The sequence below is a fragment of the Aminobacter sp. AP02 genome, assembly GCF_003148805.1.
GTDB lineage: Bacteria > Pseudomonadota > Alphaproteobacteria > Rhizobiales > Rhizobiaceae > Aminobacter.
The window spans coordinates 243,611-269,714 of the sequence record NZ_QGGX01000005.1 but is presented as its reverse complement, the minus strand read 5'-3'; the positions used below and the strand labels follow the sequence as shown (position 1 = coordinate 269,714).

General features: G+C 62.4%; 28 protein-coding genes. 14 read left to right on the top strand and 14 right to left on the bottom strand.

The window, feature by feature from the left end; translation table 11 throughout:
- The first annotated feature begins 66 nt into the window (after positions 1-66).
- Genes C8K44_RS08605 through C8K44_RS08595 form a run of 3 tightly spaced genes read left to right on the top strand, consistent with a single transcriptional unit; the run spans position 67 to position 1,043 of the window.
- On the top strand, positions 67-606 hold the full coding sequence (locus C8K44_RS08605; RefSeq protein ID WP_109575352.1) for an SspB family protein: 540 nt from the start codon (positions 67-69) through the stop codon (positions 604-606).
- A gap of 15 nt (positions 607-621) precedes the next feature.
- Positions 622-813 (top strand): DUF4169 family protein, encoded by a 192-nt coding sequence (locus C8K44_RS08600; RefSeq protein WP_109575351.1) that lies wholly within the window; start codon positions 622-624, stop codon positions 811-813.
- A complete protein-coding gene (locus tag C8K44_RS08595) occupies positions 810-1,043 on the top strand; it encodes a ribbon-helix-helix domain-containing protein (protein WP_109575350.1) in 234 nt (77 codons plus the stop codon). The genes C8K44_RS08600 and C8K44_RS08595 overlap by 4 nt, the downstream gene beginning before the upstream one ends.
- Before the next feature lie 39 nt (positions 1,044-1,082).
- Here C8K44_RS08595 and C8K44_RS08590 read toward each other — a convergent pair whose 3' ends face one another.
- The 4 genes from C8K44_RS08590 to C8K44_RS08575 form a co-directional block, all read right to left on the bottom strand.
- The gene (locus tag C8K44_RS08590) at positions 1,083-5,000 is read right to left on the bottom strand and encodes an AsmA family protein (protein WP_109575349.1); all 3,918 of its coding nucleotides are present in this window, start codon (positions 4,998-5,000) and stop codon (positions 1,083-1,085) included.
- Between the two features lie 149 nt (positions 5,001-5,149).
- Positions 5,150-5,674, bottom strand: a complete 525-nt coding sequence (locus tag C8K44_RS08585; RefSeq protein WP_109575348.1) for a hypothetical protein — start codon at positions 5,672-5,674, stop codon at positions 5,150-5,152.
- Positions 5,675-5,750: 76 nt separating this feature from the next.
- Positions 5,751-6,206 carry a GNAT family N-acetyltransferase gene (locus C8K44_RS08580; RefSeq protein WP_109575347.1) on the bottom strand — a complete coding sequence of 152 codons (456 nt, stop codon included), beginning with the start codon at positions 6,204-6,206 and terminating at the stop codon, positions 5,751-5,753.
- 166 nt (positions 6,207-6,372) lie between these two features.
- A complete protein-coding gene (locus C8K44_RS08575) occupies positions 6,373-7,788 on the bottom strand; it encodes an FAD-linked oxidase C-terminal domain-containing protein (RefSeq protein WP_109575346.1) in 1,416 nt (471 codons plus the stop codon).
- A gap of 112 nt (positions 7,789-7,900) precedes the next feature.
- Between C8K44_RS08575 and C8K44_RS08570 the strand changes: the two genes are divergently transcribed.
- Both C8K44_RS08570 and C8K44_RS08565 read left to right on the top strand, forming a co-directional pair.
- A complete protein-coding gene (locus tag C8K44_RS08570; RefSeq protein ID WP_109575345.1) occupies positions 7,901-8,380 on the top strand; it encodes a thioesterase family protein in 480 nt (159 codons plus the stop codon).
- A gap of 148 nt (positions 8,381-8,528) precedes the next feature.
- A complete protein-coding gene (locus tag C8K44_RS08565) occupies positions 8,529-8,726 on the top strand; it encodes a hypothetical protein (RefSeq protein ID WP_109575344.1) in 198 nt (65 codons plus the stop codon).
- Between the two features lie 49 nt (positions 8,727-8,775).
- On the opposite strand, the gene C8K44_RS08560 is transcribed toward C8K44_RS08565, so the two are convergent.
- A complete protein-coding gene (locus C8K44_RS08560) occupies positions 8,776-9,654 on the bottom strand; it encodes a dienelactone hydrolase family protein (protein ID WP_109575343.1) in 879 nt (292 codons plus the stop codon).
- 581 nt (positions 9,655-10,235) lie between these two features.
- Between C8K44_RS08560 and C8K44_RS08555 the strand changes: the two genes are divergently transcribed.
- The 4 genes from C8K44_RS08555 to C8K44_RS08535 all read left to right on the top strand — a co-directional run bounded on the left by C8K44_RS08555 (position 10,236) and on the right by C8K44_RS08535 (position 15,600).
- Positions 10,236-10,925 carry a hypothetical protein gene (locus C8K44_RS08555; RefSeq protein ID WP_146203917.1) on the top strand — a complete coding sequence of 230 codons (690 nt, stop codon included), beginning with the start codon at positions 10,236-10,238 and terminating at the stop codon, positions 10,923-10,925.
- Positions 10,926-11,592: 667 nt separating this feature from the next.
- Positions 11,593-14,091, top strand: coding sequence for a UvrD-helicase domain-containing protein (locus tag C8K44_RS08545; RefSeq protein WP_109575341.1), 2,499 nt, complete (start codon positions 11,593-11,595; stop codon positions 14,089-14,091).
- A gap of 6 nt (positions 14,092-14,097) precedes the next feature.
- On the top strand, positions 14,098-15,255 hold the full coding sequence (locus C8K44_RS08540; protein ID WP_109575340.1) for a sterol desaturase family protein: 1,158 nt from the start codon (positions 14,098-14,100) through the stop codon (positions 15,253-15,255).
- A gap of 153 nt (positions 15,256-15,408) precedes the next feature.
- Positions 15,409-15,600: a DUF1059 domain-containing protein gene (locus tag C8K44_RS08535; protein WP_109575339.1), complete on the top strand. Its 192-nt coding sequence runs from the start codon at positions 15,409-15,411 to the stop codon at positions 15,598-15,600.
- Between the two features lie 95 nt (positions 15,601-15,695).
- Here the strand turns inward: C8K44_RS08535 and C8K44_RS08530 are convergent, their stop codons facing one another.
- The 5 genes from C8K44_RS08530 to C8K44_RS08510 all read right to left on the bottom strand — a co-directional run bounded on the left by C8K44_RS08530 (position 15,696) and on the right by C8K44_RS08510 (position 18,068).
- Entirely contained in the window at positions 15,696-15,995 is a 300-nt protein-coding gene (locus C8K44_RS08530) for a hypothetical protein (RefSeq protein WP_109575338.1), read from the bottom strand.
- 49 nt (positions 15,996-16,044) lie between these two features.
- Complete coding sequence (locus C8K44_RS08525; RefSeq protein WP_109575337.1) at positions 16,045-16,431, bottom strand: low affinity iron permease family protein; 387 nt, start codon at positions 16,429-16,431, stop codon at positions 16,045-16,047.
- Between the two features lie 74 nt (positions 16,432-16,505).
- A complete protein-coding gene (locus C8K44_RS08520) occupies positions 16,506-16,853 on the bottom strand; it encodes a DUF488 domain-containing protein (RefSeq protein WP_109575336.1) in 348 nt (115 codons plus the stop codon).
- A 42-nt stretch (positions 16,854-16,895) separates the two neighbouring features.
- Complete coding sequence (locus tag C8K44_RS08515) at positions 16,896-17,537, bottom strand: DapH/DapD/GlmU-related protein (protein WP_109575335.1); 642 nt, start codon at positions 17,535-17,537, stop codon at positions 16,896-16,898.
- Between the two features lie 42 nt (positions 17,538-17,579).
- Complete coding sequence (locus C8K44_RS08510; RefSeq protein ID WP_109575432.1) at positions 17,580-18,068, bottom strand: CreA family protein; 489 nt, start codon at positions 18,066-18,068, stop codon at positions 17,580-17,582.
- A 160-nt stretch (positions 18,069-18,228) separates the two neighbouring features.
- Here C8K44_RS08510 and C8K44_RS27680 point away from each other — a divergent pair, with 160 nt between their 5' ends.
- The 5 genes from C8K44_RS27680 (at position 18,229) to C8K44_RS27475 (ending at position 22,100) form a co-directional block, all read left to right on the top strand.
- Complete coding sequence (locus C8K44_RS27680) at positions 18,229-18,390, top strand: hypothetical protein (RefSeq protein ID WP_199227050.1); 162 nt, start codon at positions 18,229-18,231, stop codon at positions 18,388-18,390.
- A 38-nt stretch (positions 18,391-18,428) separates the two neighbouring features.
- The gene (locus C8K44_RS08505; protein ID WP_109575334.1) at positions 18,429-19,007 is read left to right on the top strand and encodes an SCO family protein; all 579 of its coding nucleotides are present in this window, start codon (positions 18,429-18,431) and stop codon (positions 19,005-19,007) included.
- 20 nt (positions 19,008-19,027) lie between these two features.
- Positions 19,028-19,900: a 50S ribosomal protein L11 methyltransferase gene (locus C8K44_RS08500; RefSeq protein WP_109575333.1), complete on the top strand. Its 873-nt coding sequence runs from the start codon at positions 19,028-19,030 to the stop codon at positions 19,898-19,900.
- Positions 19,901-20,015: 115 nt separating this feature from the next.
- Entirely contained in the window at positions 20,016-21,845 is a 1,830-nt protein-coding gene (locus tag C8K44_RS08495; protein WP_109575332.1) for an aminopeptidase P family protein, read from the top strand.
- A gap of 102 nt (positions 21,846-21,947) precedes the next feature.
- Positions 21,948-22,100: a hypothetical protein gene (locus tag C8K44_RS27475; RefSeq protein WP_158282720.1), complete on the top strand. Its 153-nt coding sequence runs from the start codon at positions 21,948-21,950 to the stop codon at positions 22,098-22,100.
- Here the strand turns inward: C8K44_RS27475 and C8K44_RS08490 are convergent.
- The 4 genes from C8K44_RS08490 to ligA form a co-directional block, all read right to left on the bottom strand.
- A complete protein-coding gene (locus tag C8K44_RS08490) occupies positions 22,090-22,386 on the bottom strand; it encodes an AzlD family protein (protein WP_109575331.1) in 297 nt (98 codons plus the stop codon). The two genes, C8K44_RS27475 and C8K44_RS08490, sit on opposite strands and share 11 nt — an antisense overlap.
- A complete protein-coding gene (locus tag C8K44_RS08485) occupies positions 22,383-23,132 on the bottom strand; it encodes an AzlC family ABC transporter permease (RefSeq protein WP_109575330.1) in 750 nt (249 codons plus the stop codon). The genes C8K44_RS08490 and C8K44_RS08485 overlap by 4 nt, the downstream gene beginning before the upstream one ends.
- Before the next feature lie 73 nt (positions 23,133-23,205).
- Positions 23,206-23,814 (bottom strand): 3'-5' exonuclease, encoded by a 609-nt coding sequence (locus C8K44_RS08480; RefSeq protein WP_109575329.1) that lies wholly within the window; start codon positions 23,812-23,814, stop codon positions 23,206-23,208.
- Positions 23,815-23,822: 8 nt separating this feature from the next.
- Positions 23,823-25,976 carry an NAD-dependent DNA ligase LigA gene (gene ligA / locus C8K44_RS08475; RefSeq protein ID WP_109575328.1) on the bottom strand — a complete coding sequence of 718 codons (2,154 nt, stop codon included), beginning with the start codon at positions 25,974-25,976 and terminating at the stop codon, positions 23,823-23,825.
- Positions 25,977-26,104 lie beyond the last annotated feature (128 nt).

The window sequence follows — 26,104 nt, the reverse complement described above, 5'->3', positions numbered from 1 at the left end:
CGGTTTACGGCGGGCTCAAGCTTGATTACAGGTAAGGGAACGATTCAATCGGACCCGCTTTTACATATGGCCGAAGACCAGATCCGCTACGACATTCTCGCCCAGGAGGCACTGCGTGGCGTCATGCGCAAGGTCCTGGCGGAAGTCGCGCGCACAGGCTTGCCGGGCAACCACCACTTCTTCATCACCTTCATGACCGGGGCGCCCGGCGTACGCATCTCTTCGCGCCTGCATGAGCGTTACCCCGAACAGATGACCATCGTCATCCAGTTCCAATATTGGGACCTCAAGGTCACCGACACCGGCTTCGAGGTTGGCCTGTCCTTCTCCGACGTGCCGGAAAAGCTCGAGATCCCCTTCTCCGCCGTGCGCGGCTTCTATGACCCCTCGGTCAATTTCGAATTGGAGTTCGAGGTCAAGGCCGAACCGGCTGCTGCGCTCGAGGAAGCCCCGTCGGATCCGGAGCCCATCGCCGTGGTCAAGCCGGCGGAGCGCAAGGCAGCGCCCAAGAAAAAGGCCGGAGCCGCCGAGAAGGAAGTGGCTGAGGAGCCTGCCCACGGCAAAGGCGCCGAGGTCGTTTCACTCGACGCCTTCCGCAAGAAGTAGCACCGGCGAGGTCGCATGGCCGACATCGTCAATCTCCGCCAGTTCAAGAAGCAGAAGGCGCGCGCCGAACGCGAGACGCGTGCCGATCAGAATCGGGCCCTGCACGGTCGCACCAAGGCAGAAAAACAGCGTGACCAGGTGACCGCAGAGCGCGCGGAAAAGTTCGTCGACGGCCATCGCCGGGATCCCGAAAAGGCCGACCGGTGAGCCTGGTCGAAAAACGTTCGGTGACGATCCGTGGCCACCGCACCAGCTATTCGCTTGAAAAGCCGTTCTACGACGACCTTGTCGCCATATCAGTCACGCGCAACATGACCCTTGCTACCCTCGTGGCCGAAGTCGACGCCCAGCGCCCGCGCGAAGCCAACCTTTCCTCCGCGCTCAGGCTGTTCGTGCTGGAACAGGCGAAGCTTGGTGCCGTGCGCCGCACCAGTTGAAAATCGGCTGACTTACCGGCGGGGCCATCAAACGACCGCCTACTGACTCTGCAGTGACTTGAAAAAATCGTCCAGGCTCACCGGATCGAGCGTTTTCTTCGCCGGTACTGCATTCGTCGGCGGCGCTGCTTCGAAAGGTGCGGGCTCGCTCGGAACCACCATTGGCCGCGCTTCCGGCAACGGCGCCCTTTGGACCTCCGGCGCAGGCTTTGCCGCTTCCGCCTCTAGCTTCGCCTTCTCCTCTGCCTCTAGCCGCGCCTTTTCCTCGGCAGCGTGCTTTACCTGTTCAGCATCGTGGAGCGCCTTTTCTTGGGCTGCTTGCGCGTCGGCTTCAGCCTGGGCCCTGGCAGCGGCTTCTGCTGCGCGCGCCTCTTCTTCGGCCTGCAGCCGCGCAGCGTCGGCTTTCGCCTTTGCTTCCTCTTCGGCCCGTATCCGTGCTTCCTCCGCCAGTCTCGCCTCTTCGGCGATGCGCTCGCGTTCGGCCTGAAGCGCAACGAAGTGGCGCGTCTCACGCCGCAAGCGCTGCTTTTCAAGCAATACCGCCTGCATCGCTTCCACCCGCGCCTGTTCTTTTTCCAGCGCGCGCTGCGTCAAGAACTGCGCTATCGGCGCGCTGTCGAACAGCCTTACCGTTGCACCCGGCTCACCTTCGACCTGGAAGCCCAGTGACGGCTCGGACCCGACCAAAGCCTCCTCGCCGGGTGCATAGGCGATGCTGCCATTGGCCGCCACGACGCCGGTATTAAGATCAGCCCGCAGATCAGCCGTAAGCGTCGCAGCAGGGTTCTTGAGGGTCAACGGTGGCGCACGCAAGATGCCGCCAGCGATCGTAAAGGCAACGTCCGCCTTGTCGGCGGCAAAGCTGCCTTCGCCTGCGATCTTGGGCGCAAATTCCGCGACATGCGCCGCATTGATGTCACGGCCCAAGGCGTCCGCCTTGTCGATCAAGGATCCGAACGCATCGGGGTTCAGGTCAGGGATCGTCAGCCCGTCGACCACGGCCGTGCCCGAACCGGACAGTGCCGCGACCAAACCTTCAACCGACTTGCCGCTGCCTGACAGGGTAGCGGAAAAATCGCCATTGCCGCCGAGACCGGCCGCCCCCGGGATCGCCGCCACATTGGAACCGTCGAGCTTCAGCTGGCCAGAAAACAGGGCCGAACCGTCATTGTTCTTGAGCTCGATCAGGCCTTCGAGGTCGCCGCCCAAAAGCTTGGCCTTGATGTTGGAAAGCCTGAGTGCCTGGCTATCCATCTGCAACCCAAGCACGGCGTCGGTTGCCGTTGCAATCGGCTCGGCCAGAAGCGTCTTAGCGACAATCTCGAGGTCGGCACTGAAAGGCGCGGCCGATTTCTGCGCAAAAGGCGCTTCTGGCCACATCCCACTGCCGCCCTCAAGCGAACCGACGCCGAACATCATCTCGGCGAAGGGCCTGATGTCGAGCGCGTCGAGCCTAAGCGAACCGCTGAGATGCGGCATGCCTTCACGCAGTTCAGCCTTCAGGTCGCCTGTCACAGCGCCTTGATTGACGGTAGCAACCACTCCGTCGAGTATCAGTGGACCACCGGCAAAGCTGGTGTCGGCAGAGAACTCCAACTGCGTACCCGTGCCCATGCTTGGCAGGGATACGCCCGCAGTCATCAGCCACGGCTCGATGTCAGCGGCTTGCAGGGTTGTCCGGCCCTGAAGGCTCAGCGCGTTTTCGCGTAATGAAACGATGCCGGCAAAACCGGCAGAGGCGTCGTCGCCCTTCAGGCTGGCGCTGACTTCGAGGCCATTTTGTGCAGCACCGTTCGCAGTCAGGTGCAGTTCGCCCGGCCCGGTTACGCCAAGCGGCAGCACGGGCAGCCCAGCCAGCGCCATCAGGCTGGTGGCATCTTCATTGCGGGCGGAAAAGTCGAGCTTCATCTGCGAGCTTGCCAGCGCGCCCGGTATCGCCTGCGCCGACAATGTTGCCAAAAGCTTGGATCCACCCCCATCGCCCTGTCCCGTGAGCGCGACACCTGTCGAGCCGTCGCCGTTTGGCACCGCACTGGCGACGAAATCGATCCGGGCATCCTCGAGCAATCCGGGATACGCCGCCACTCGTGCCGCAAGTCCTGCGAGCAGAAGATTGTCAGGCGATTGCTTCGCGGCCAGCGCGACCAGCGGCGCGAGATCCACCGCCACAATCGAGGCATCGAGATTGCCAGTCGGCGCAGCCGGAAAATCCGTGATCCGCCCCGTCGCGCTGAGCGATGCACCCGCCAACCCGCCGAGCGACAGCCGGTCGATTTCGAGCACCCCTTCGCGCAGTCGTAGCGATGTATCGACTGTGTCGGCGCTGATGCCTGCGAAATTCACCGGCCCCGCCTTCACCGCGAGATCGAGGTCGCTATCGGCGAACCGATTGGTGCCCTGATCGGTAACGAACAGCGACGCGAAGGCGCGCAGACCCTCGAGATCGAGATCGCCGCCGTCGAGCTTCATCGTCACCGACGCCCGCGCATCGTCCAGCAACATGCTGTCCAGTTCGCCGGTGAACTTGGCCTTGCCGAGGATGAGCTCGACGTCGTCGAATTTTTGCTGCTCGCGGGTCAGCGCCACCTTGGCCTTGAAGCCGGCAGCCGGCAGACGACGCACCGCCTCGTCGACATCCTTGGCCACCCAGGCGGCAAAACCCGACGGCTGACCTACGGCCAAAAGCAGTTGCCCATCGAAACCGAGATTGTCGCTCGTGCGAAGGAAGCCGTCGGCTTCAAGTCGTGTACGGCCTGGCAAGGTCGCCCCCAACGACTTCAGCTTCCATCCCCCCTCTCCCGGCTCGGCCGAGAGTTTGACGTCGCGTACGGTCGTATCCCCCGCAACGATTGCCGGGAGGTCGACATCGATGGTGCCTGGAATGGCCGGGCGCGGCAGGTTCGCCAGCGCGTTCTGCAACGCCGTGAGACGCTGCGAGATCGAAAGCCCTTCGCTGGCTTTTTCGCCGCCGACCGCGTCGTCGAAACGCACCTGCGCGCCTTTGGCCGAGATCATGAAACGCGGTTCGGTGCCAAGATCGATCTCGGCAGTGCCATCTGCGGTATAGGGATCGTCCAGCGGCCCGCTTTCGAAGCGGAATTCCTCGACGCCGAGCCTGGCATGATTGAGGCTGAACTTACCTTTCAGCCGCGGGGCCGCCTCGGTCGGCCTGGCTGGTGCCTTGGCCCTTTCGCCATCAGCCCCCGGCGGCACCTCTGGCTGCGCTTCTGCGAGGCTGAAGCCGCCGGCATAAAGGCCCCGCCCGTTGTCCACGCTGACATTGCCGTCGCTTTCGAGCACGAAACCATAGCGTTCCGGGGTGGCGCGCATCCTGAGCCGCATCTGGCCGGCTGGATCAAGAGTGCCGGTCGATGCCGACAATTGCGTCTTCATGCCGTCGAGGCGAAGGGCGCCGTCAACCCGCCACGGCCCGGCCAGCGACTTGGCAGACACTGACGTGTTGATCTGCGACAGCAAATGCTCGCGCCCGCTCGCGGCGTGGCGCAGCGTGATCTCTCCGTCGGTGATGGTCAGCTTCTCGATTGAGATTTGCCTTGCATCGAACGGTGCGGATGGCCGTATCGCCCAGTCGACCGTGCCGTCGGCCGCCACGTCGATCACGGCCTTGGGCCGCACCAGCCGCATGTCGAAGATCAGGAATTCGCCACGCAGGACAGGCGCAAGCTCGGCATCCATCGAGAATGTCTCGACGGTCATGGCGTTGTCGCCACTGGCGCCGCCACCAACGGTCACGTCCGAGAATGTCACCGAGGGAAACGGCAGGATGCGCGCGGTTACGTCGCCCTGCACAGTCACCTTGCGCCCGAGGATTGCACTCGCCTCGCGCTCAAAGTCGGCCTTGTAGCCCGACCAGTCGACAAAATACGGCCCCACCAGCGCCGCACACAGCGCCAGCACGAACAGTCCACCAAATATCACAAACAGGCGAGCGAGCATTGCCTCGGGGCAAATCTTTCATGCGTCCCAGGCGTCTAACCGCAGGAGCGTGGTCATTTGGTGGCATGTTGGGCTGTGCGCCGCGGCACGTCAACGTCAAGCGGCACCCTCTCCCGCGAAAAGCGCGCGGGACAAGCTACTTCGCAGGGTTACTTTGCGTCGCGTTTGGCCTGTGCAACGGCTGCCGCCTTGCGCAGACGTCCCCTTTCCATCGGCCGCACAAGGCTCTTGGCTTTGGCGTTTTCCACGGCCCGCATGCCCAGATGTGCCTGACGCGTGTTGAAATCGGCCGCACGGGCAGGCTTTTTTTCCTTGGTCAGAGCCAAGGCATGGCGTGCGTTCTCGACGAGTTCGATCCGCGCTGCCAGTTGCCTTCTCCGCTGATGCTCGCCGTTCAGGCGCCGCATGCTCATCGCCAGCACGCCAAGCTTCGCCTTGGTACCGTGATCCTTGGTCGCGGCTTGCGCTCGCTTGGGGGCAGCCTTGCCGCGCATTTCGCGGCGCTTGCGATTGGCTTCGCCCTGTGCACGGTCACGCCGTTCCCTCACTGCCTTCAGCAAATCGCGCAACTCGGCATCGGAAAGCTGCTGCACCACAGGGTGATGCGAGTTCTGCACCAGCTTCCACTCGTCCTCGCTCAACGCGCGTTCTTCCTGCTTTCTGGAAACGGCCATGTCCTGGTCCTCGCTGCACGATCCGGCCGCCCCATCAGGTGGGGCGACCGAACTGTCCAACCAAAGTGCCGTAGGGTCAAGCCGTGCGGCGCATCCGGATGACTTCGTGCAGGAGGCCTTCGTCATCGTGTGGTTTGCGCAAAACCTCCGCGAAACCGATGCGATCGTAGAAGGCTACGGCGGCCTCGTTTTCAGCATAAACCTCAACGTCGAGGGAGCCTTTCAGCTGTGCTGCGTGCGCCACCAGTGCCTTGCCGAGGCCATGCCCATGGGCTGCCGGATCGACGAACAGCCCCCCGATGAAGCTGTCGATCAGGCCGATGAAGCCAACTGGCTGGCCGTCGAGCTCAACCACCCAGTTTTCTGCCTGTGGCAGATAGATTTCCCTCACCTTGGCCTGCTGGTCGACAAGGTCGGCTTCGGTCAGGAACGGATGACCGACGCGCGAAGCCTTGAGCCAGATATCGGCCAGGGGATTGCGGTCGGTCGTGTCGAAATAAGCGCGAATCTTCGCGCTGTGAGCGTGTTTCATGGAGTTATCCTGGAATATGCGTATCAGAGAAAGGCGCGCAAGCGCCCGCTTTGGCCTCTCGGCCCCATCAGCTCTTTGGCCGACGCTTCAGCGATTGAAGTCTCTGCGCATAAAATCCCTTGTTGGACAGCGCGGAACTAGCAGCACCGCACCCACTCGTCAACGCTTACTCCGCGACAGGCAGGATCTTGCCCGGATTCAGGATATTCTGCGGGTCGAGCGCCCGCTTGATCGCCCGCATCACGGCAACCCCATGGCCGTGCTCGCGCTCCATCAGCCCCATCTTGCCCTGGCCGATGCCGTGCTCGCCGGTCGAGGTGCCGTCCATGGCAATCGCCCTCTCGGCAAGCCTTTTGACGAACTCTTCGGCGCGGCCGATGTCGGCGGGATCATTAGGATCCATCAGCACCAGGGTGTGGAAATTGCCGTCGCCGACATGGCCGACGATCGGTGCTATCAGCCCCAGCCGCTCGATATCGGCCTCCGTTTCGGCGATGCATTCGGCAAGCCTGGAGATCGGCACGCAGGCGTCGGTCGACAGCGCCCGCGCACCGGGGCGCAGGGTCTGCGACGCCCAGTAGGCGTCATGCCTTGCCTTCCACAGTTTCGCCCGCTCCTCGGCAACCTTGGTCCACAGGAACGGCCCGCCACCATGTTCGGCAGCAATCTCGCCAAAGCTTTCGGCCTGCTCGGCGACGCCAGCGTCGGAACCATGGAATTCGAGGAACAGGCACGGGCTTTCGGGATAGTCGAGCTTGGAGTAGTTCTTCATCGCCCGCATTTGCAGCGCATTGACCAGTTCGATCCGCGCTACAGGAATCCCCATCTGGATGGTCGTGATCACCGCCTGGCAAGCCGCCTCGACGCTCGGGAACGGGCAGACCCCGCCCGAGATCGCCTGCGGAATGCCCTGCAACTTGAGCGTCACTTCGGTGATGATGCCGAGCGTACCCTCCGACCCCACCAGCAGCCGTGTCAGGTCGTAACCGGCCGAGCTTTTCCTGGCACGATGCGAGGTCACCACTTCGCTTCCGTCGGCCATGATAGCGCGCAGCGAAAGCACATTCTCGCGCATCGTACCGTAACGCACCGCATTGGTGCCAGAGGCGCGTGTCGCTGCCATGCCGCCAAGGCTCGCATTGGCGCCCGGATCGATGGGGAAAAACAGTCCCGTGTCGCGCAGGTAGGTGTTAAGCGCCTCGCGCGTCACGCCCGCCTCGACCGTGCAATCGAGATCATCGGCATTGACCGCAATCACCTTGTCCATGCGCGAGGTATCGACCGAAATGCCGCCGGCAGGCGCATTTACATGACCTTCCAGCGAAGTCCCGGTGCCGAATGCGATGACCGGCACGCGATGCTCCGCGCAGACCCGCACCACGTCCTGCACGTCGGCTGTGCTTTCCGCGAACACAACGCCGTCAGGCATCTGGTTGGGCAGGTAGGTGGTGGTGTGGCCGTGCTGCTCGCGGATCGACTGGCCGGTCTGGAAACGCTCGCCGAACTTCTGCTTGAGGATGCCCAGCGCCGCAGCGATCCCTTCTTCGTTGCGCGCCATCGCCTTCAAGTCGCTCAGAGCCATGTTTTCCTCCGCGATTGGAACAGCCTGGCGCCTTGCTGGCACCTTATGCTCGGGTAATCTGCCAGCCGAGCAGTTTTGTCCAGCGCTACAATCGACCAACAAGGATCACGCCATGTCAGTGCCGTTCATTTCCAACGTCATGGAGATCGAGAAGGGCTGGATCGACTACAACGGCCACCTCAACATGGCCTACTACAACGTGCTGTTCGACCGCTGCAGCGATGAAGCACTCGACCTGCTGGGCATGGGAGCGGCTTACGTCCGCGACCGCAAGCTCACCATCTACACCGCCGAGGTGCACGTCTGCTACGTCAGGGAATTGCATCTCGACCATCGCGTCACCGCCAGTTTTCAGCTGCTCGACCACGACGACAAGCGCCTGCGCGTTTACCAGGAATTGCGTCACGTCGACGGCTGGCTGGCCGCGACATCCGAGTTTCTGGCGCTGCATGTCGACATGAGCGGCCCCAAGGTAGCGCCCTTCCCCGGGGACATCCTGGCCAAGGTCGAGGCGATGCGGGCCGCGCACGCTTCTTTGCCCATGCCCGAGCGGGCGGGCCGTGGCATCGGCATCAGGCGCAAGCCGGCATAGTGGCGGCGCTGCCACAGGCGATTAACCTTACCTGTTTATAACCTGCGCCACAGCCTGAGGTTCGTTGATCGCCCCGCGCCGCCCTCCGACAATCCCACGCAGCGAAGTTGAGTCGCGGCGGCGGGCACCGGACGGCTTGAGGCAAGGCATGCATACTGACATCGAAGCGACGGCCAACAAGCTCGCCTGCGACCCACGCATCAGCGACTATGATTTCTGGCGCTCGCTCCGCAACATCAACAACGAACTGTTCGAGATCGCCAACAACAACGGCCCGATCCCGATCGAGATGCTGCGCTGGCGAGTCATCCTGCGCGAGGCCCGCTCCAAGCGCGGCGTGGCCTGACCCCGGCAAGGGACAGCATCTGCCCCTCGCCATTTGGCCCATTCACTGATCAGGCCAGTTTTTCCTTGAAGAAAGCGACGGTCCGGCCCCAGGCCAGATCCGCCGCTTGCTTGTCGTAGCGAGCTTCCGAGGTATCGTTGTTGAAGGCGTGCTGTGCCCCTTCATAGATATATATCTGAAAGTCCTTGCCGGCCTTTTGCAGCGCCGTCTTGTAGGCGTCGATTCCGGCGTTCACGCGGTCGTCCTTGCCGGCATAGTGCAAAAGCAAAGCAGCCTTGATCTGTGCGATCTGGGTCTCGTCCTTGGGTTGACTGCCGTAGTAGGCAACACCGGCTCCCAGATCAGGCGCATTGATTGCGAGTGTATTCACCGTCCCGCCGCCCCAGCAGAAACCCACGGCCCCAACCTTGCCGGTGGACAATTCGTGCCCCTTGAGAAACGCCACGGTCGCCACCCCGTTCGCCGCGGTTTGGGCAGCATCCATTTCGGCGAACATCGCACGCGCCTTTTCTTCATCGGCGGGCGTTCCGCCGAGCGGCGACAGATAGTCAGGTGCGAGCGCCACGAAACCCTCAAGCGCGATGCGCCGTGCGACGTCGCGGATATGCGGATTGAGCCCGCGGTTTTCGTGGATGACGATGACGGCGGGCAGCTTGCCTGACTGATCGGCAGGGTGGACCAGATAGCCCTTCATTTCACCGGATGCGCCGGGATAGGTGATGTCTTGTCCCTGGAGCCGCTTGTCGTCGTCGGCGACGATTGCCGCCCGTGCCTGGTTAGCCGAGAGCAGCGGCGCAATCGCGGTTGCGGCTGCGGCCGAACCGGCCAACTTGGTCAGCTTCTCCATGAAGCCACGCCGGTCGAGCGTCAGGTGAGTGTATTCGTCATAGGCGTCGATCATCGCCTGGGTGATGGCAGGTCCGGTCATGTCATGCTCCCATTGTTGTTGTTGTGCCTGACGAGCTACCGACCTTGCCGCCTGCCAGGCAGTTTTCCGCCCGGACAAGTTCAGGCGCCACAAATTGCACGCTAAGCGACGTCTGTAGATCGTCCAGTCAACGATCGGTGATCAGATGGTCGGTCATCCGAGATGGTTTTGCGCGTGGATGTGCAAGCAAGCTTCCGGGTCACCTGAGCCGGCGGACGGTCGACTGCCATTCTGTGCCATCTCGCAAACGCCCCTCGCCTGAAAACTTATGAATATCTTGATGTTGCTTGCCGCATGCCATCCGCGCTGACCGGCAAGGGCCGAGTGTCAATGCCGCAACCTTTCCGTGTCGGAGCGCCAATCTGTCCTGAATATTAAATTTTCGTCATGTAAGGCGACCCCGATAGTGCCGCCACAATCAAGGCGAAGCCTGACCTTCGCTGGCTTCGCCATGCTTGCAGCGTCTTCGCCGAGCTGTTCGACGATCCACTGGCGCATTCCGATGCCTCAACAAGCGCGTTTCTGGTCGGAACGAATGGTTCGTGCCGGGGGGCGTAGCTATGTCCCGCGAGGAGGTTGAAATGAGCTTCTCCAGACCTGTATCCGGATGTGCACTTGGCTTGACCGGCGTGGCCTTCATGGCACTTGCCACACCTGCCTTCGCCGCCACTGCCACAGCAGCGCAATCGACCACGAAGGCCTGCAGCCAGCAATACCAGGCAGCCAAGAAGGCCAAGACGCTCAATGGCGAGAAATGGCCGCAATTCCTGTCGAATTGCAGCGCAACAATGAACAATACCGCCGCACCGGCAACGGCCCCGGCCAAGAAAACCAGCGCGCTGGCGCCAGCTACGCCCGCCAAGCCGGCCAAAAAAACCACCACGGCCATGGCAGCTCCTGCCGCAGTTCCCGGACATCAGACGACCCAGCAGATCTGCAGCCAGCAATATCAGGCAGCCAAGTCGGCTGGCACCCTCAACGGCCAGAAATGGCCGACCTTCCTCTCCAGCTGCAGTGCCAGCATCAAGAACGACAAATCGGATGCGACGGTCATTCCGCCCGATCCGAGCTTGGCCTCGGCCAAGATGGTACCGCCCGTGACTTCTGCCAACGGCAAGGCGCTTTCGCCCGGCGAGATCGCCTTCCGCCAGCGTATCCATGAATGCTCGACCGAGTGGCAGGGCGAAAAGGCGACAGGCACGCTGCCCTCCGGCGCCAAGTGGCCGCAGTTCTGGAGCCAGTGCAACAGTAAGCTGAAGGCCCAGGGTTGAGGAGCCGGATGATGAATGCACAAGATATCGTCAACACCGTTTCGACCAGGTTGAAGCTCGATCCGGCGGTCGCGGAAAAAGCCGTGGCCACCATCTTTTCCGTGCTCGAGCATGAGTCCCCCTGGCGTTGCCAGCGCCGGGATCTTCACCAAGATCGCGGGCGCCGACGACCTGGCTCACAGTCATGACGTGATGGCTCAAGCCAACGGCAACAGTGGGCTTGTCGGCTCGCTAAGTTCGCTGCTGGGCAGCACCGTTGGCGAAAAGGCGGGTGCCATGATCAACGGCCTCACGCAACTGCGCGCTCGGTCTCCACATGACCCAGATCGAGATGGCAGGCGAAACGCTGCTGCAGCAAGCCAAAGGTGCTGCCGGCCCCCAGGCCGTCAAGGGCTGGTCGACTCCGTTCCGGCGCTGAGGGGCCATTTCGGGCTCTGAGGCCCGGGCCATCGCAGCCGGTGGACGCGCCCACGCAGGCTTGGGGCGTGGGCGCGTCCTTTCGCATGGAAACCAGCTCCGCTTGCCGGCCAAAGCCTGTGCGATTGAGTATGGGGCGCGGGCTGCCGGCCGGATCAAAACGTCAAGGGACATCACTTTCCCCGCCTAAACCAGAACAAAACAGACACACGGCTGGCCTTTCCGCCCCGAATCACTACATTCGGGGCAAATGTCAGACTTTCCGGACGACATGCCCTTTTTTGACGAGCCCGGCGCAATGCCGTCCCGGCCCGCTAGCGCACCTGCGCCCAGCGGTATCGCAGCGCGTGCAATGGCCGCGCGCAAGGCACCGGCAGCACCCGACTATCTCAAGGGCCTGAACCCCGAGCAGCGCCTCGCCGTCGAAACAACCGAAGGTCCGGTTCTGGTGCTTGCCGGCGCCGGCACCGGCAAGACGCGCGTGCTCACCACCCGCATCGCCCACATCCTGAGCCAGGGCCGCGCCTACCCCAGCCAGATCCTTGCCGTCACCTTCACCAACAAGGCCGCGCGCGAAATGAAGCAGCGCATCGGCCTGCTGGTCGGCGAAGCGGTCGAAGGCATGCCGTGGCTCGGCACTTTCCACTCCATCGGCGTCAAGATGCTGCGCCGCCATGCCGAACTGGCCGGCCTGCGCTCCGATTTCACCATCCTCGACACCGACGACGTCATCCGCCTGATCAAACAGCTGATCCAGGCCGAAGGCCTCGACGACAAGCGCTGGCCGGCACGCCAGTTCGCCATGATGATCGACGGCTGGAAGAACAAGGGCCTCGGCCCGGCCGAAATCCCCGAAGGCGACGCGCGTTCCTTCGCCAATGGCAAGGGCCGCGAGCTCTACAAGGCCTACCAGGACCGGCTCAAGACGCTGAACGCCTGCGACTTCGGCGACTTATTGTGCCACCCGATCCGCATCTTCCGCGCCTATCCGGATGTGCTGAAAGAGTATCACAAGCGCTTCAAATACATCCTCGTCGACGAGTACCAGGACACAAACACCGCGCAATATATGTGGCTGCGCCTGCTCGCCCAGGAAACCGGCGCGCCGGGCCAGAAAAACGTCTGCTGCGTCGGCGACGACGACCAGTCGATCTATGGCTGGCGCGGTGCCGAGGTCGACAATATCCTGCGCTTCGACAAGGATTTTCCCGGCGCCACCGTCATTCGGCTCGAACGCAACTACCGTTCGACCGCCCATATCCTCGGTGCTGCCGCCCACCTCATCGCCCACAATGAAGGCCGCTTCGGCAAGACGCTGTTCACCGATCGCAACGATCCCGAGGACGCCAAGGTCAATGTCCATGCCGCCTGGGATTCCGAGGAAGAGGCCCGCGCCGTCGGGGAGACGATCGAGCAGCTGCAGCGCCAGAAGCACAATCTCAACGACATGGCGATCCTGGTCCGCGCGTCGTTCCAGATGCGCGAGTTCGAAGACCGCTTCGTAACCCTTGGCCTCAACTACCGCGTCATCGGCGGCCCGCGTTTCTACGAGCGCCAGGAAATCCGCGACGCCATGGCCTATTTCCGGGTCGTCGCCCAAGGTGCCGACGATCTCGCCTTTGAACGTATCATCAACGTGCCCAAGCGCGGTCTTGGCGAGGCCGCGATCCGCCAGGTCCACGACACGGCGCGCGCCCTCGGCGTGCCAATGCTCGAGGCCGCGCGCAACCTCGCCGAAAGCGACGAGCTCAAGCCCAAGCCTCGCGCCGCGCTCCGCGAAGTCGCGGCCAATTTCGAGCGCTGGCAAAAAGCGCTCGACAATACGCCACACACCGAACTCGCCGAGACCATCCTCGAAGAGAGCGGCTACACCGACATGTGGAAGAACGACCGCTCGGCCGAGGCGCCGGGCCGGCTCGAAAACCTGAAGGAGCTCATCCGCTCCATGGAGGATTACGAGTCGCTGCGCTCGTTCCTCGAACATGTCGCGCTCGTCATGGACGCCGAGCAGGACGAACAGCTCGACGCCGTCACCATCATGACGCTGCATTCGGCCAAGGGCCTCGAATTCGAAACCGTGTTCCTCCCCGGCTGGGAAGAAGGCCTGTTCCCGCACCAGCGCGCGCTCGACGAGGGTGGGCGCTCGGGCCTCGAGGAAGAGCGCCGCCTTGCCTATGTCGGCCTCACCCGCGCCAAGAAGAACCTGCATATCTGGTTCGTCTCCAACCGCCGCATCCATGGCCTGTGGCAGTCGACGATCCCCTCGCGCTTCCTCGACGAATTGCCCGAGGCGCATGTCGAGGTTGCCGACGCCGGCAACTCCTATGGCGGCTATGGCGGCGGCCGCCAGAACCCCTATGGCGCCTCGCGTTTCGACGATGTCGGCCAGAAATCCTTCTCCAACACCTATGCAACGCCGGGCTGGCAGCGCGCCCAGCAGAACCGCACCGAGGCGACCGACCGCAACTGGGGCTCGCGTTCTGGCCATTCGGTGGAGCGCATCGGCTATGGCGAGACAGATTCAGGCTTTGGCGCCGGTCGCGGCTCGGTCAAGGGCCGCACCATCGATGGCGAGCTGGTCGCAAAGTCGGTCGCCACCGAACCCTCGCGCTTCAAGGTTGGCGACCGGGTGTTCCACCAGAAATTCGGCAATGGCAACGTCGCGGTTGTCGACGGCAACAAGCTCACCATCGACTTCGACAAGGCCGGCCAGAAGAAGGTGCTGGACGGGTTCGTGACGGGAGCATGACAACGCTTGGATGACCAGCCCGAACCAGCTTCCCGCCATACGACGCTGGATCGCTGGTTCGAGCGCATGCTTGGTGACCATGGACCCCAGACTTTCGGTTCCGGCTGGTTCTCTGGTTTGCTGGGCCTCATCCTTGGTCTGGGCAGCTTCTGCGCCGTTCTGGTTTTCCAGTTTCCGGAATGGCTGACCACCACCGATCTGCGCGGCGCCTATTCCATCGATTTCATGCGTGGGCTCTTGGCGCTTGCCCTCGTCTGCAGCTTTTTCTTTTCAACCCTCAACATATTGCTCCGTCCGTCGAAGAAACTCGGCATCACCGGAATAACCTTTGCTTCCCTCGCCATAATCCTGGGGGGCGCCGGCATTGAGGTCGACTATCAAGGCGACGCTCCGATCCATGTCGGCCTGGATTGGCTGGTGCTCAACGTCGTGCTGCTGTCGCTGGTTTTCGTGCCCCTTGAGAGGCTGTTTCCGCTTCGGCCGGATCAAGGAACGTTCCGGGCAGGTTGGACGACCGACGGCCTGTACTTCATCGTCAGCCATGTGCTTGTGGAACTGCTGACCTTCTTCACCCTCCTGCCCGCGACGCTCGTTTCACAGGCTTGGCAAGCCGAAGCGATTGGGATCCAGGTCAAGGCCCTGCCTTTGCTCGCACAGGTGCTGCTGATCATGCTTATCGCCGATGTCACGCAATATTGGGTGCATCGCGGTTTCCACCGCCTACGTTTTGCTTGGCCCTTTCATGCGATCCATCACTCCACGCGAGCCATGGACTGGCTCGCCGGCTCGCGACTGCACGTCGTCGACATCATAGTCACTCGTGCGCTCATCTTGTTGCCGTTGTTCGTTTTCGGGTTCGCCGAACGGGCTCTCTACATCTGGCTTGTCATCGTCGCCGCCCAGGCAACGTTCAATCACGTCAACATGCGCATCAACCTGGGCTGGCTGGAGCAATTGATCGTCACACCGAGATTTCACCATTGGCACCATGCGGTAAGGCCGATCGACAAGAATTTTGCCGTCCACTTCCCATGGATCGACCGCATTTTCGGAACATTCCACCTGCCGGATGGAAAATGGCCGGATGCGCTCGGAATTCGGGGGGATCCGGTGCCCGAAGAATTCACGCGACAGTTGGCCTGGCCGTTCCGCAGACGTGGTTAGCAACTGCCCCGCGCCTGTTCCAACGACGGTCGGCACACACACTTAACAAGCAGACCTGCGCCGCGCGAATGCCTCCCCACTTGCCGATTGCGGCTTCACTGGCACGGTAGTAAATTAGCTATTACTAATTTTTATCGCTGGGAGGCGAAAACGATGCGCCAATATATCGATTGCCGTGAGTTCCCGAGCGAAATGAAGTGCACGGTAGCTATCGCCGCCGACACCGAGAAAGAACTCATCGATGCGGCCGTCCAGCACGCTGTGTCAGTGCACGGCGAAAAGGACACGCCGTCTTTCCGCGCGGAGATCAAGAAGGTCATCCACTCCGGCACGCCGCCGGCCTGACCAAATTGCGACCGATGCCCGCCATCGTCACACCATGCATCGACAGCCTTGGAAAGTCGTGACTACGGCGACGATCGCGTGAGGCAGAACAGTTTTTACTGGCGCGCGGTGCTGCCGCTTCGCATGGCCTTCAGACGTTCGGCTGCAGATGCCGCCAGATCGGCGTAGCGGTCTTCCAGCTTCTCGGCAGCGACCAGCACTTCCGGCTCGAAGTCATTTGCCTCCAGCACCTTGCGCAATTTTTCGACGAATTCGGCCTGCTGTTCGAGTGCGGTAAACAGCTTTTTGACCTGTTCTCGGCTGATGTCGGGATTGGCAAGCGTCACAGGCACCTCGCGCGCCATCGCCGCGCCAGTCTCAGCCTGTTCCTTGAGTATGTCCAACCAATCAGTCACGCCAAACCCAACCCCCGATACGCGTTATCGTCAACTTTGGCAGTAGCCACTACCCCTTGGCTCTCACCTTCGCCTTGGCGTCGTGCCGTTTTGCCGCCTCCTCGCATTTGCGGCGGATCTCCTCGACCTCGGATTCGGTCAGGTGTTCGATGCCGATGAAATGGTTGTGGCCGCTGCTGACCCGGATCAGTTCGTCGAGCTTGGCCTGAATTGCTGCTCCATCGCGGTTCTGCGTGTTCTGAATGAGGAACACCATCAGAAAGGTGACGATGGTCGTGCCCGTATTGATGACGAGCTGCCAGGTGTCGGAAAAGCCGAACAACGGGCCGGACACAGCCCAAACCACGACGACAAGGCAACAGGCGGCAAAGGTCAACGGCAGACCGGCGGCGTAGGCCACCTTGTTGGCGATCTTGGTAAAAACCTTCTCGTACATCGAGAACTCCTTCTCGCAGCGAAGGGAAACAATCGATGCCTGCTCCGGGTTCCATGCTCGGGGGCGAGTAAGGCTCAGCCCTCCAGGAATTCTTTCAGAACCACGGCCTGATTGTGCATCTCGTCATGAGCCGAGTAGACAAGTGTCAGTGCTCCCTTACCTGCCTGCTCGCGAAAGTCTTCAAGCAGCGCCGGCTGCGCAGCGAGCTCCAAACGATAACGTAAACGGAACTCGTCCCAGCGCGCGGGATCATGGCCGAACCATTTCCTGAGCTCCGTCGATGGCCCGATCTCCTTGAGCCAGATGTCGACTGCCGCCTTTTCCCTGGTTATCCCGCGAGGCCAGACCCGGTCGACAAGCACGCGAAATCCATCGTCATCCGTCGCCGTCTCGTAAATGCGTTTGATCCTGATCGGGCCCATCGAACCTTCCGCAGCAACGATCGGCTTCGGGTATCGGAAATTCTAGATCGCGCGAGCTTCCCAGCGATCCAGAAACGCCTCGATCGGCAAGCTCTGCATATCTGGGATTGCTTCGAAAAGCCGCTCCGCCGGCCAATCCCACCAGGCAAGTGCTTCGACACGCGCGGCGATCTCCGGGGAAAAGCGCAGCTTCAGCCGTTTGGCCGGCACACCGGCAAAAACCTCGAAGGGCGCGACGTCCCGAGTCACCACCGCATTCGCGCCCACCACCGCGCCATTGCCGACAGTCACACCAGGCATGATTACCGCGCCATGGCCGATCCACACATCATGACCGATGTTCACCGGCTTGGTTTTCCGGCGTTCGCGAAACTCGCTGTCGACGCCGAGATAGCGGAAATACTCATTGGGCCGATAGGTCACCTTGTGCGTGGTCAGCCGCTCCATCGGGTGCTCCAGCGCATTGATGCGGGTGTTGGCCGCGATCGAACAGAACTTGCCGATGGTCGTGTAGATAGCCTCGGCATGGCGCTCGAAATAGGAATAGTCGCCGACTTGTACCTCGCGGAGCACGACGCGCTCGCCAACGGCGACATAGCGCCCTAGCCGGCAGCCTTTCAGCTCTGCTGTCGGGTGGATGCGCGGCTTGTCATCCTTGAAACGAAGGTCGGCTTGTGTGTCCATGAGGCCGATTTACGCCGGCCTTGCCCCCCTCGCAAGCAACCTTTACTGCGGCTGCCCCTTCGACCAGACAACCTCCTGGCCATAGAGCGGGATGGTCGTCATCGACATCTTGGCCGAGCCGTCCTGCACCTGGCGCGAATGGGCGAGGTAGATCAGAGTCTGGTTCTGCTTGTCGTAGATGCGGTTTACCACCTGCTCCTTCCAGATCAGGCTGATTCCCTGCTTGAAAACCTCCTCGCCAGCCTTGCTCAGGTCAATTGCGCCGATGGTGATCGGTCCGGTCTGGCGGCAAGAAATGGCGGTATCGGACGGGTTCTCGAACCAGTTGCCCTTCTGCAACCGATCGATCACGCCGCGATCGAAATAAGAGACGTGGCAGGTGATGCCCTCGACCTTGGGGTCCTTGATCGCCTCAACGATGATGTCGTTGCCGAGCCAGTCGACACCGACCTCACCCACCTGCTGGGCAAAGGCAGGTGCCGCAGCACCCAGCGCGACAGCGGTTGCAAGGATGGAAAGGGCAAGCCGCATGAGAACCTCCTGAAATCCTGACGTCGCCAACACTTGGGACAGCCAGGCTCCTGTTGCAAGGCGCCAGCTCAGGCCATGCTCGCGAAATGGTGTCTTGTGGACGAATGACGGCGTCAACATGTCTCTTTTGGCAAGGCACCGGGCGCGCTATGTAGGAGCCATGAAACAGGCCCAGCCCATATCGCTCGCAACGACCGCGTGGATCGCGCTCGGCCTTGCGGCGTTTGCGGCCGCATCGGGCCTCGCCTTCGCCTCCTGGCTGGAAAAGGATGCCGGAATCTTCATGTCGCTGGTCGAAGCCGGCATGTCCTGGTGCTTTTGACTGCTGCTTGAGAACTCGATCCACGGAAACTTTTCGCGATGATGCGCACGATACTTGCCGGCATTTTGATCCTCATGGCTGCCGGTATTGGCTGGCTGACCTTCGATTGGTATCGCAACCAGAATTCCGGCCAGGCGTTCGGCGCGCCGTTCGTACTCATCGACAATAAGGGCGCTGAGATCACCGAGACCGCTTTCCGCGGGCAGCCGAGCGCCGTATTCTTCGGCTTCACCCACTGCCCGGAGGTTTGCCCCACGACCTTGTTCGAGCTCGACGGCTGGCTCAAGCAGCTTGGCGACGAAGGCAAGAACATCCGCGCCTATTTCGTCTCCGTCGATCCCGAGCGCGACACGCCCGAGGTGATGAATTCCTACGTCACCAACGTCTCCGACCGCATCACCGGCATTACCGGCTCCCCGGAAAAAATCGCGGCAATGGCGAAGTCGTTCGGGATCTATTCGAAGAAAGTCGAGACCGAAGGCGGCGACTACACGATGGATCACACTGCCTCGGTGCTGCTGCTCAACAGCAAGGGTGATTTCTTCGGAACCATCGCCTATGAGGAGAACCCAACGGCAGCGCTCGCCAAGCTCAAGCGGCTCGCGAACGAAGGCTGACACTCTCGCCCGGATTCGACATGACCCAGACACGGCTCTACTTCACCACCGGCCGCGAAGCTGCAAACCGCATCTTCGCCAGTCTTGAAGCTATCTTCGAGGAAGATGGCTGGCCGATCTCGGTGATCGAAATCGACGAGGATTGCGACATTCACGAAGTGTCGCTCTATGCCGATGGCGAGGTCGAAGACATCGAACGCCGCATGGCCGACGCCGTCGCAGCCGCCGGCCACACAGGTCCGATCGAGCGTGAGGTCCTGCCCGACATCGACTGGGTCGCCAAGTCGCTGGAGGGGCTGAAACCCGTGCGGGCCGGGCGTTTCCTGGTGCATGGCGGCCATGACCGCGACGAACGCCGCCCCGGCCAGATCACCATCGAGATCGAAGCCGGCCTTGCCTTCGGTACCGGCCACCACGGCACGACCGCCGGCTGCCTGGAGATGATCGAAAAGGTCGTGACGAGCGAAAAGCCGGCCAACGCGCTCGACGTCGGCACCGGCAGTGCCGTGCTCGCCATCGCAATCGCCAAGCTGGCGCAGATCCCCGTGCTTGCCACCGACATCGATCCGGTCGCCACGGACGTTGCCACCGCCAATGTCCGGCTCAACGAGGTCAGCGCCTATGTCGAGACCGTGACCGCCGGAGGATTCGACAACCCGATTTTTGCCGCGCGCGGGCCTTTCGACCTGATCGTCGCCAACATCCTGGCGCAGCCGCTGATGCAGATGGCGCCAGACATGGCCAAGCATGTCGTGCCCGGCAACTCACTGATCTTGTCTGGCATCCTCGACCGCCAGCATGACGCGGTGCTCGCCGCTTATACGGCCGAGCAATTTAGCCATGTCGCGACCTTCCATCGGGAAGGCTGGGTGACGATTCACCTCAAGCGCTGAGCTTGTCGCTGAAGAGCAGCGCTGTCGCCCGAAAGGGCGCGGCGCTGGGCGGCAGCCGTTGCCAGCGTCGGCCCGCCCGGATACGGTTCCCGAAAGCATTTTTCGGGAAATCACCATGTTCCAGTCCTTCGATTCCGCCGGCGACCCCTCCGTCGGCAAGCCGCGCGTAGCTCTTCTCAGGCAGTGGCTTTTGGACAACGGACTCGACGGCTTCATCGTGCCGCGTGCCGACGAGCATCAAGGCGAATATGTCGCGCCGCGCTCGAATCGCCTGCGCTGGCTGACCGGCTTCAGCGGCTCGGCGGGCGTGGCCATCGTGCTCGCCAAGAGCGCCTTCGTCTTCGTTGACGGCCGCTACACGCTGCAGGTGCGCGACGAGGTCGACCTCGGCATCTTCACCATCGAAAGCCTGATCGACAACCCGCCGGCAAGCTGGATCAAGGAAACCCTGCCCAAGGGCGCGCGACTTGGCTTCGACCCGTGGCTCCACACCATCGGTGAAGTCAAGGCGCTCACCGCCTCGGCCGAAAAAGTCGGCGCCGTGCTCGTGCCGCTTTCCCAAAATCCCATCGACGCGATCTGCGCAGATCAACCAGACGCGCCACTGGCTCCGGTCGAAATCCAACCTGAAGCTTTCGCCGGCGAGCTCGCCAAGGACAAGTTGAAGCGGCTCGCGGCGGCGATTTCCGCCGATGGCGCCACCCACGCCATCCTGACCGACCCGTCATCGCTGGCCTGGAGCTTCAACATCCGTGGCGGCGACGTGCCGCACACGCCGCTGGCACTCGGCTTTGCCATTCTGGCGGCCGACGGCTCGCACGCGGTCTTCATGGACAAGCGCAAGCTCGGGCGCACCGAAGAGGCCTACCTCACCCAGCTCGCCGACATAAAGGCGCCGACGGAGCTGGAGGCAGCCGTCGCGGACCTCGCTAAATCGGGTGTAAACATCGCGCTCGACCCGGTGCTCGCCGCCGACAGGTTGCGCGCGCTGATCGAGGACAATGGCGGCACCGTTGTTTCCGCGCCCGATCCGGCGCGCCTGCCGCGCGCGACGAAGAACAACGCCGAAATTGCAGGCTCGCGCGCCGCCCACCGCCGCGACGGCGCTGCGGTCGCCAAGCTGCTGTGCTGGCTCGACCGGCAGAAAGCCGGCAAGATCGACGAGATCGCGGTCGTCACGAAGCTGGAGGAATGCCGGCGGACAACGGGCGAAGAAACCCAGATGCCGCTGCGCGACGTGTCGTTCGACACCATTTCGGGTACCGGCCCCAACGGCGCGATCATGCATTATCGCGTCTCGAAGGCGACCAGCCGCGTGCTCGGTGACGGCGAGTTGTTCCTGCTCGATTCGGGCGCGCAATATCAGGATGGCACCACCGACATTACCCGCACGGTGCCTGTAGGCACCCCGACAGAGGAGATGCGCGAGCGCTTCACGCTGGTGCTCAAGGGCATGATCGGAATTTCGACCGCCCGCTTCCCGGCCGGCACGCGCGGCGCAGACATCGACGCGCTCGCACGTATTGCCTTGTGGAAGCATGGCCTGGACTACGCCCACGGCACCGGCCACGGCGTCGGCTCCTACCTTGCCGTGCACGAAGGCCCGCAGCGCATCGCCAAGACCGGCATGGAGAAGCTGCTCGCTGGGATGATCCTGTCCAACGAGCCCGGCTATTACAAGGAAGGCCATTACGGCATCCGGCTGGAAAACCTGATCCTCGTTACCCCACCAGCAGGGCTACCCGGCGGCGACATCGCCATGCACGGCTTCGAAACGCTGACGCTGGCACCATTTGACCAGCGCCTGTTGCGCACCGACCTGCTGACCCGCGAGGAACTGGACTGGCTCAATGCCTACCATGCGCGCGTACTCGCCGAGATCGGCCCGATGGTCGACGGCGAAACACTGGCCTGGCTGGAAAAGGCAACGGCTCCTATCCGCTGAAGCATTTTCGGCCAAGTTCATGCGGAGCGGCTCGGTAGTGCGTCCTTCGACAGGCTCAGGATGAGGAGCGTCGATGCTGGCAGCTCAGGATGAGGAGCATCTATGCTGGCAGCTCAGGATGAGGAGCATCTATGCTGGTCGGCTTACGTCGAGAGCCTCGACAAGAGCGTGATGGCGTCAACGGCCCTCATCCTGAGCCTGTCGAAGGACGCACGCCGCCTCAACTGCACCCCGGTGGTTGAACTCAGCCTATGAAATGTCGCATGGCGATCAGCACCGCAGCACCGGCGAGGAACATTGTCATCAGGCCCCCGCGCAGCGAAACCAGCACTGCGACGGCAAGGGCGGCCAGTTCAGCCGGGCCAGCCGACAGCGCCGCGGGTGCCACCAGCGTGGTCAGAACAGCTGCCGGCACGGCGTTGAGCCCAGCTTCGACGCGCGGATGGATGCGCTCGAAACGCGAGATCACGAGATGCCCGCCGATGCGCGTCAGATAGGTCGCGACCGCGCCAGCGATGATGATCCAAAGGGTCGTGCTCACGACACCACCTCCGCCGTGTCATCCGCCGAGACCGTTTCGTCCGGGCGAACCGGCATCGCCGCCGCGAACAGCACGCCGGCCAGCGCGCCAATGGAAACGTGCCAGGGCGAACCGACTGTCTTGTAGGCGATCATCGAAGCGACGGCACTGGCTACGACGATCGGCAGCCAGCGCGGGCGCTTGCGGAAGCTCATCACAAGCCCGAGGAAATAGATCGGCAGCAGGAAATCGAGCCCGATAGCATGCGGATTGGGGATCAGCCGGCCGAACAGCGCACCCAGCGCGCTCTCGGCCACCCAGAACACATAGATTGGCAGCGCCATGCCCATGTACCAGGCAAAGGTCACCTCCTCGCCGTTCTCGCCCTTGCGTTCGGCCTCGGCATATTGCGGATCGACGAGGAAGAAGTAACCGATGGCCTGTTTCAGGAATGGCCAGTGGTCGATGCGCTTGCCCACGGCAGCCGAATAGAGCACATGGCGGAAGTTCACGGCGAAGATCGACAGTACCACCAGCCACGGCGCGACATGCTGGCCAAACAGCTCGATGCCGACAAGCTGGCTGGCGCCGCCATAGATGGTGGCGCTCATCAGCGTCGCCTCGGCGACGGAGAAGCCATTGTCGATCGCGAGCGCCCCGAACAGGATCGCGAAAGGCGCAGACGCCACCACGACAGGGATGCTCAACCGCACACCTCGCCAGAATTCGCCCATTCTCGTGTTGTCCGACATTGTTACCGACGACATGGCGTTTCCTTGGGAAAAGCCGTCTCTAAGTCAGGGAGTTCCGCGTGTCACATCAATTCGGTTGAGCCAACGATCAGCTCTTCCTGGCTTTCGGCGGCCGCTTCACCGAGCACGGCGAATTGCCGCCGGCATGCAGCCGGCCCATCGTCATGTCGAGCTTGATCGGCAAATCGCGAAACGCCGAAACGTTCAGCTTGCGCGCAGCCGCCAACGCCACCTCGCCACAGGCATGCGCGTCTTCGGCGGCATTGTGGTGCTTGAACGAAAAGTCGATATGGCGCGATACCTCGTTGAGTCGGTGCGAAGCGAGGTTCTGCCATACCATTTTCGCCATCTTGAGCGTGCAGAAGTAGTCGATGTCAGGACAGGCAGTGCCATACAGCGCATAGCTCGCCCGCAGCACGCTCATGTCGAACGAAGCGTTGTGGGCGATGACAAGCGTATCGCCGAGATCCTCTTCGAACTCCTCCATCACCTCGGGAAACTCGGCCGCATCCTCGACATGCTCGGGCCGGATGCCGTGAACGGCTATGTTGAAGCGCGAAAAGCGCATGTCCCGAGGGCGGATCAGCCGCTCCTCGACCCGGATGACCGCGCCGTCCTCGATCCAGGCGAGGCCTATGGAGCACGGGCTGCTGCGCTGCTCATTGGCAGTTTCGAAATCGACGGCAATTGCACGCATGTATGCTGTCAGCCCGCCCGACCAACCCGTTCGAACCACTGGTCCTCTGATATGACCTCGATGCCGAGATCGGACGCGGCCTTCAGCTTCGAACCGGCTCCCGGTCCCGCCACCACCAGGTCGGTCTTCTTGGAGACCGAACCTGCCACCTTGGCGCCCAGCTTTTCGGCCATCGCCTTGGCCTCATCGCGCGACATCTTCTCGAGCGAGCCGGTGAAGACAACGGTCTTGCCGGAGACCGGCGAAGAAACATCGCCGATGCGCTCCTCGTCGAGCGGCGTAACCTCCGCCAGCAGCGCGTCGAGCACCTGCCTGTTGTGCTCTTCGGCAAAGAACTCGACAACGGCTTCGGCAACGATCGCGCCGATGCCGTTGACCCCAGTCAGCTCCTGCCAGGCGGCGTTGCCCTTGTCGCCCTTTCCCTCGGGCATTACGGCAGCGGTGCCGGCGGCACGGAATGCCTCGAAGCTGATGTAATGGCGGGCGAGCCGCTTTGCGTTGGTCTCGCCGATGTGACGGATGCCGAGCGCGAACAGAAAGCGCGAGAACTCGACCTGCCGCCTGTCGTCGATGGCGGCGAACAGCTTGCGGGCCGAGGTCGCGCCAAAGCCGTCAATGTTCTCGAGCTTGGTCAGCGAGCCCTCTTGCCGCCGCTTCAGGGTGAAGATGTCGGCGGGCGAGCCCACATGCAGCGCCTTGTCCTGCGACTGGAAGAAAAACTCGATCTGCTTTTCGCCCAGGCCCTCGATGTCGAAAGCGTTGCGCGAGACGAAATGGCGAAGCCGTTCCACCGCCTGAGCCGGGCAGATCAGGCCACCGGTGCAGCGGCGAACCACTTCGCCCTCCTCACGCACCGCGTGGCTGTCGCAGGCCGGGCAGCGCGTCGGAAACTGGTAAGGCTGCGAACCGGCAGGGCGCTTGTCCAAGACGACGTCGAGGATCTGCGGAATCACATCCCCTGCCCGCTGCACGATGACGGTGTCGCCGACGCGGATATCCCGGCCCTCGCGGATCGGCAGGCCGCTGTTGCCGATGCCCTTGATGTAGTCCTCGTTGTGCAGTGTGGCGTTGGTCACCACCACGCCGCCGACCGTTACAGGCTGCAGACGTGCCACCGGCGTCAGCGAACCGGTACGACCGACCTGGATGTCGATGCCGAGCAGCGTTGTCGTCGCCTTCTCGGCGGGGAATTTGTGCGCTATCGCCCAGCGCGGCGAACGCGAGACAAAACCGAGGCGCTGCTGCAGATCGAGCCGGTCTACCTTGTAGACGACACCGTCAATGTCATAGCCAAGTGTCGCGCGATTGGCCTCGATCATCCGGTATTGCGACAACAGTCCTTCGACGCTGTCGAACACCTTCATCAGTGGATTGGTCTTGAAGCCGTAGCGCCCGAAGGCGGCAACCATGCCCATCTGGGTGTCGGCGGGCATGTCGCTGACTTCGCCCCAGGCATAGGCGAAGAATCGAAGCGGCCTGCTGGCGGTGATTGAAGTGTCGAGCTGGCGCAGCGAGCCCGCCGCCGCATTGCGCGGATTGGCGAAGACTGGCTTGCCCGCCTCCTCGTTGCGGCGGTTGAGTTCGGCGAAATCGGCGTGGCCCATATAGACCTCGCCGCGCACTTCCAGCATCTCGGGGAAATCACCCGACAGCACATTGGGTATATCGGCGATGGTGCGGGCATTGGCAGTGACGTTTTCGCCGACCTGACCATCGCCGCGCGTCGCCGCCGTCACCAGGCGGCCAGCCTCGTAGCGAATCGACAGCGACAGCCCGTCGATTTTGGGCTCGGCCGAAATCGCCACCGGCTCGTCGGCGGAAAGCCTCAGGAACCGCCTTATGCGGCCAACGAACTCGCTGACATCGTCGTCGGCGAAGGCATTGTCGAGCGACAGCATCGGCACGACATGGGTGACCTTGCCGAACTTCTCCGAGACCGCGGCACCGACCGACTTCGACGGCGAATCCTCGCGCACGAGCTGCGGAAAGCGCTGTTCGATGGCAAGGTTGCGCCGGCGCAAGGCATCATAGTCGGCGTCCGAGATCGTCGGTGCATCTTCGGCATGATAGCGCTGGTCATGACCGGCGATTTCTTCGGCCAGCCGCGCAAGCTCGGCCGAGGCTTCTGCCTCGCTTAGCGAATCGACTGATTTTTCGGACATGGTGCGGCTCCGGCCAAATTGCGGCGCCACCATAAATCAGGAAACATGCGCAAGGGAGCGCGTTTTACCAAAAGCCCACGCAAATCAGCGGGATCGCAAACACTCCTGACATGTTGCGATGGCAACCG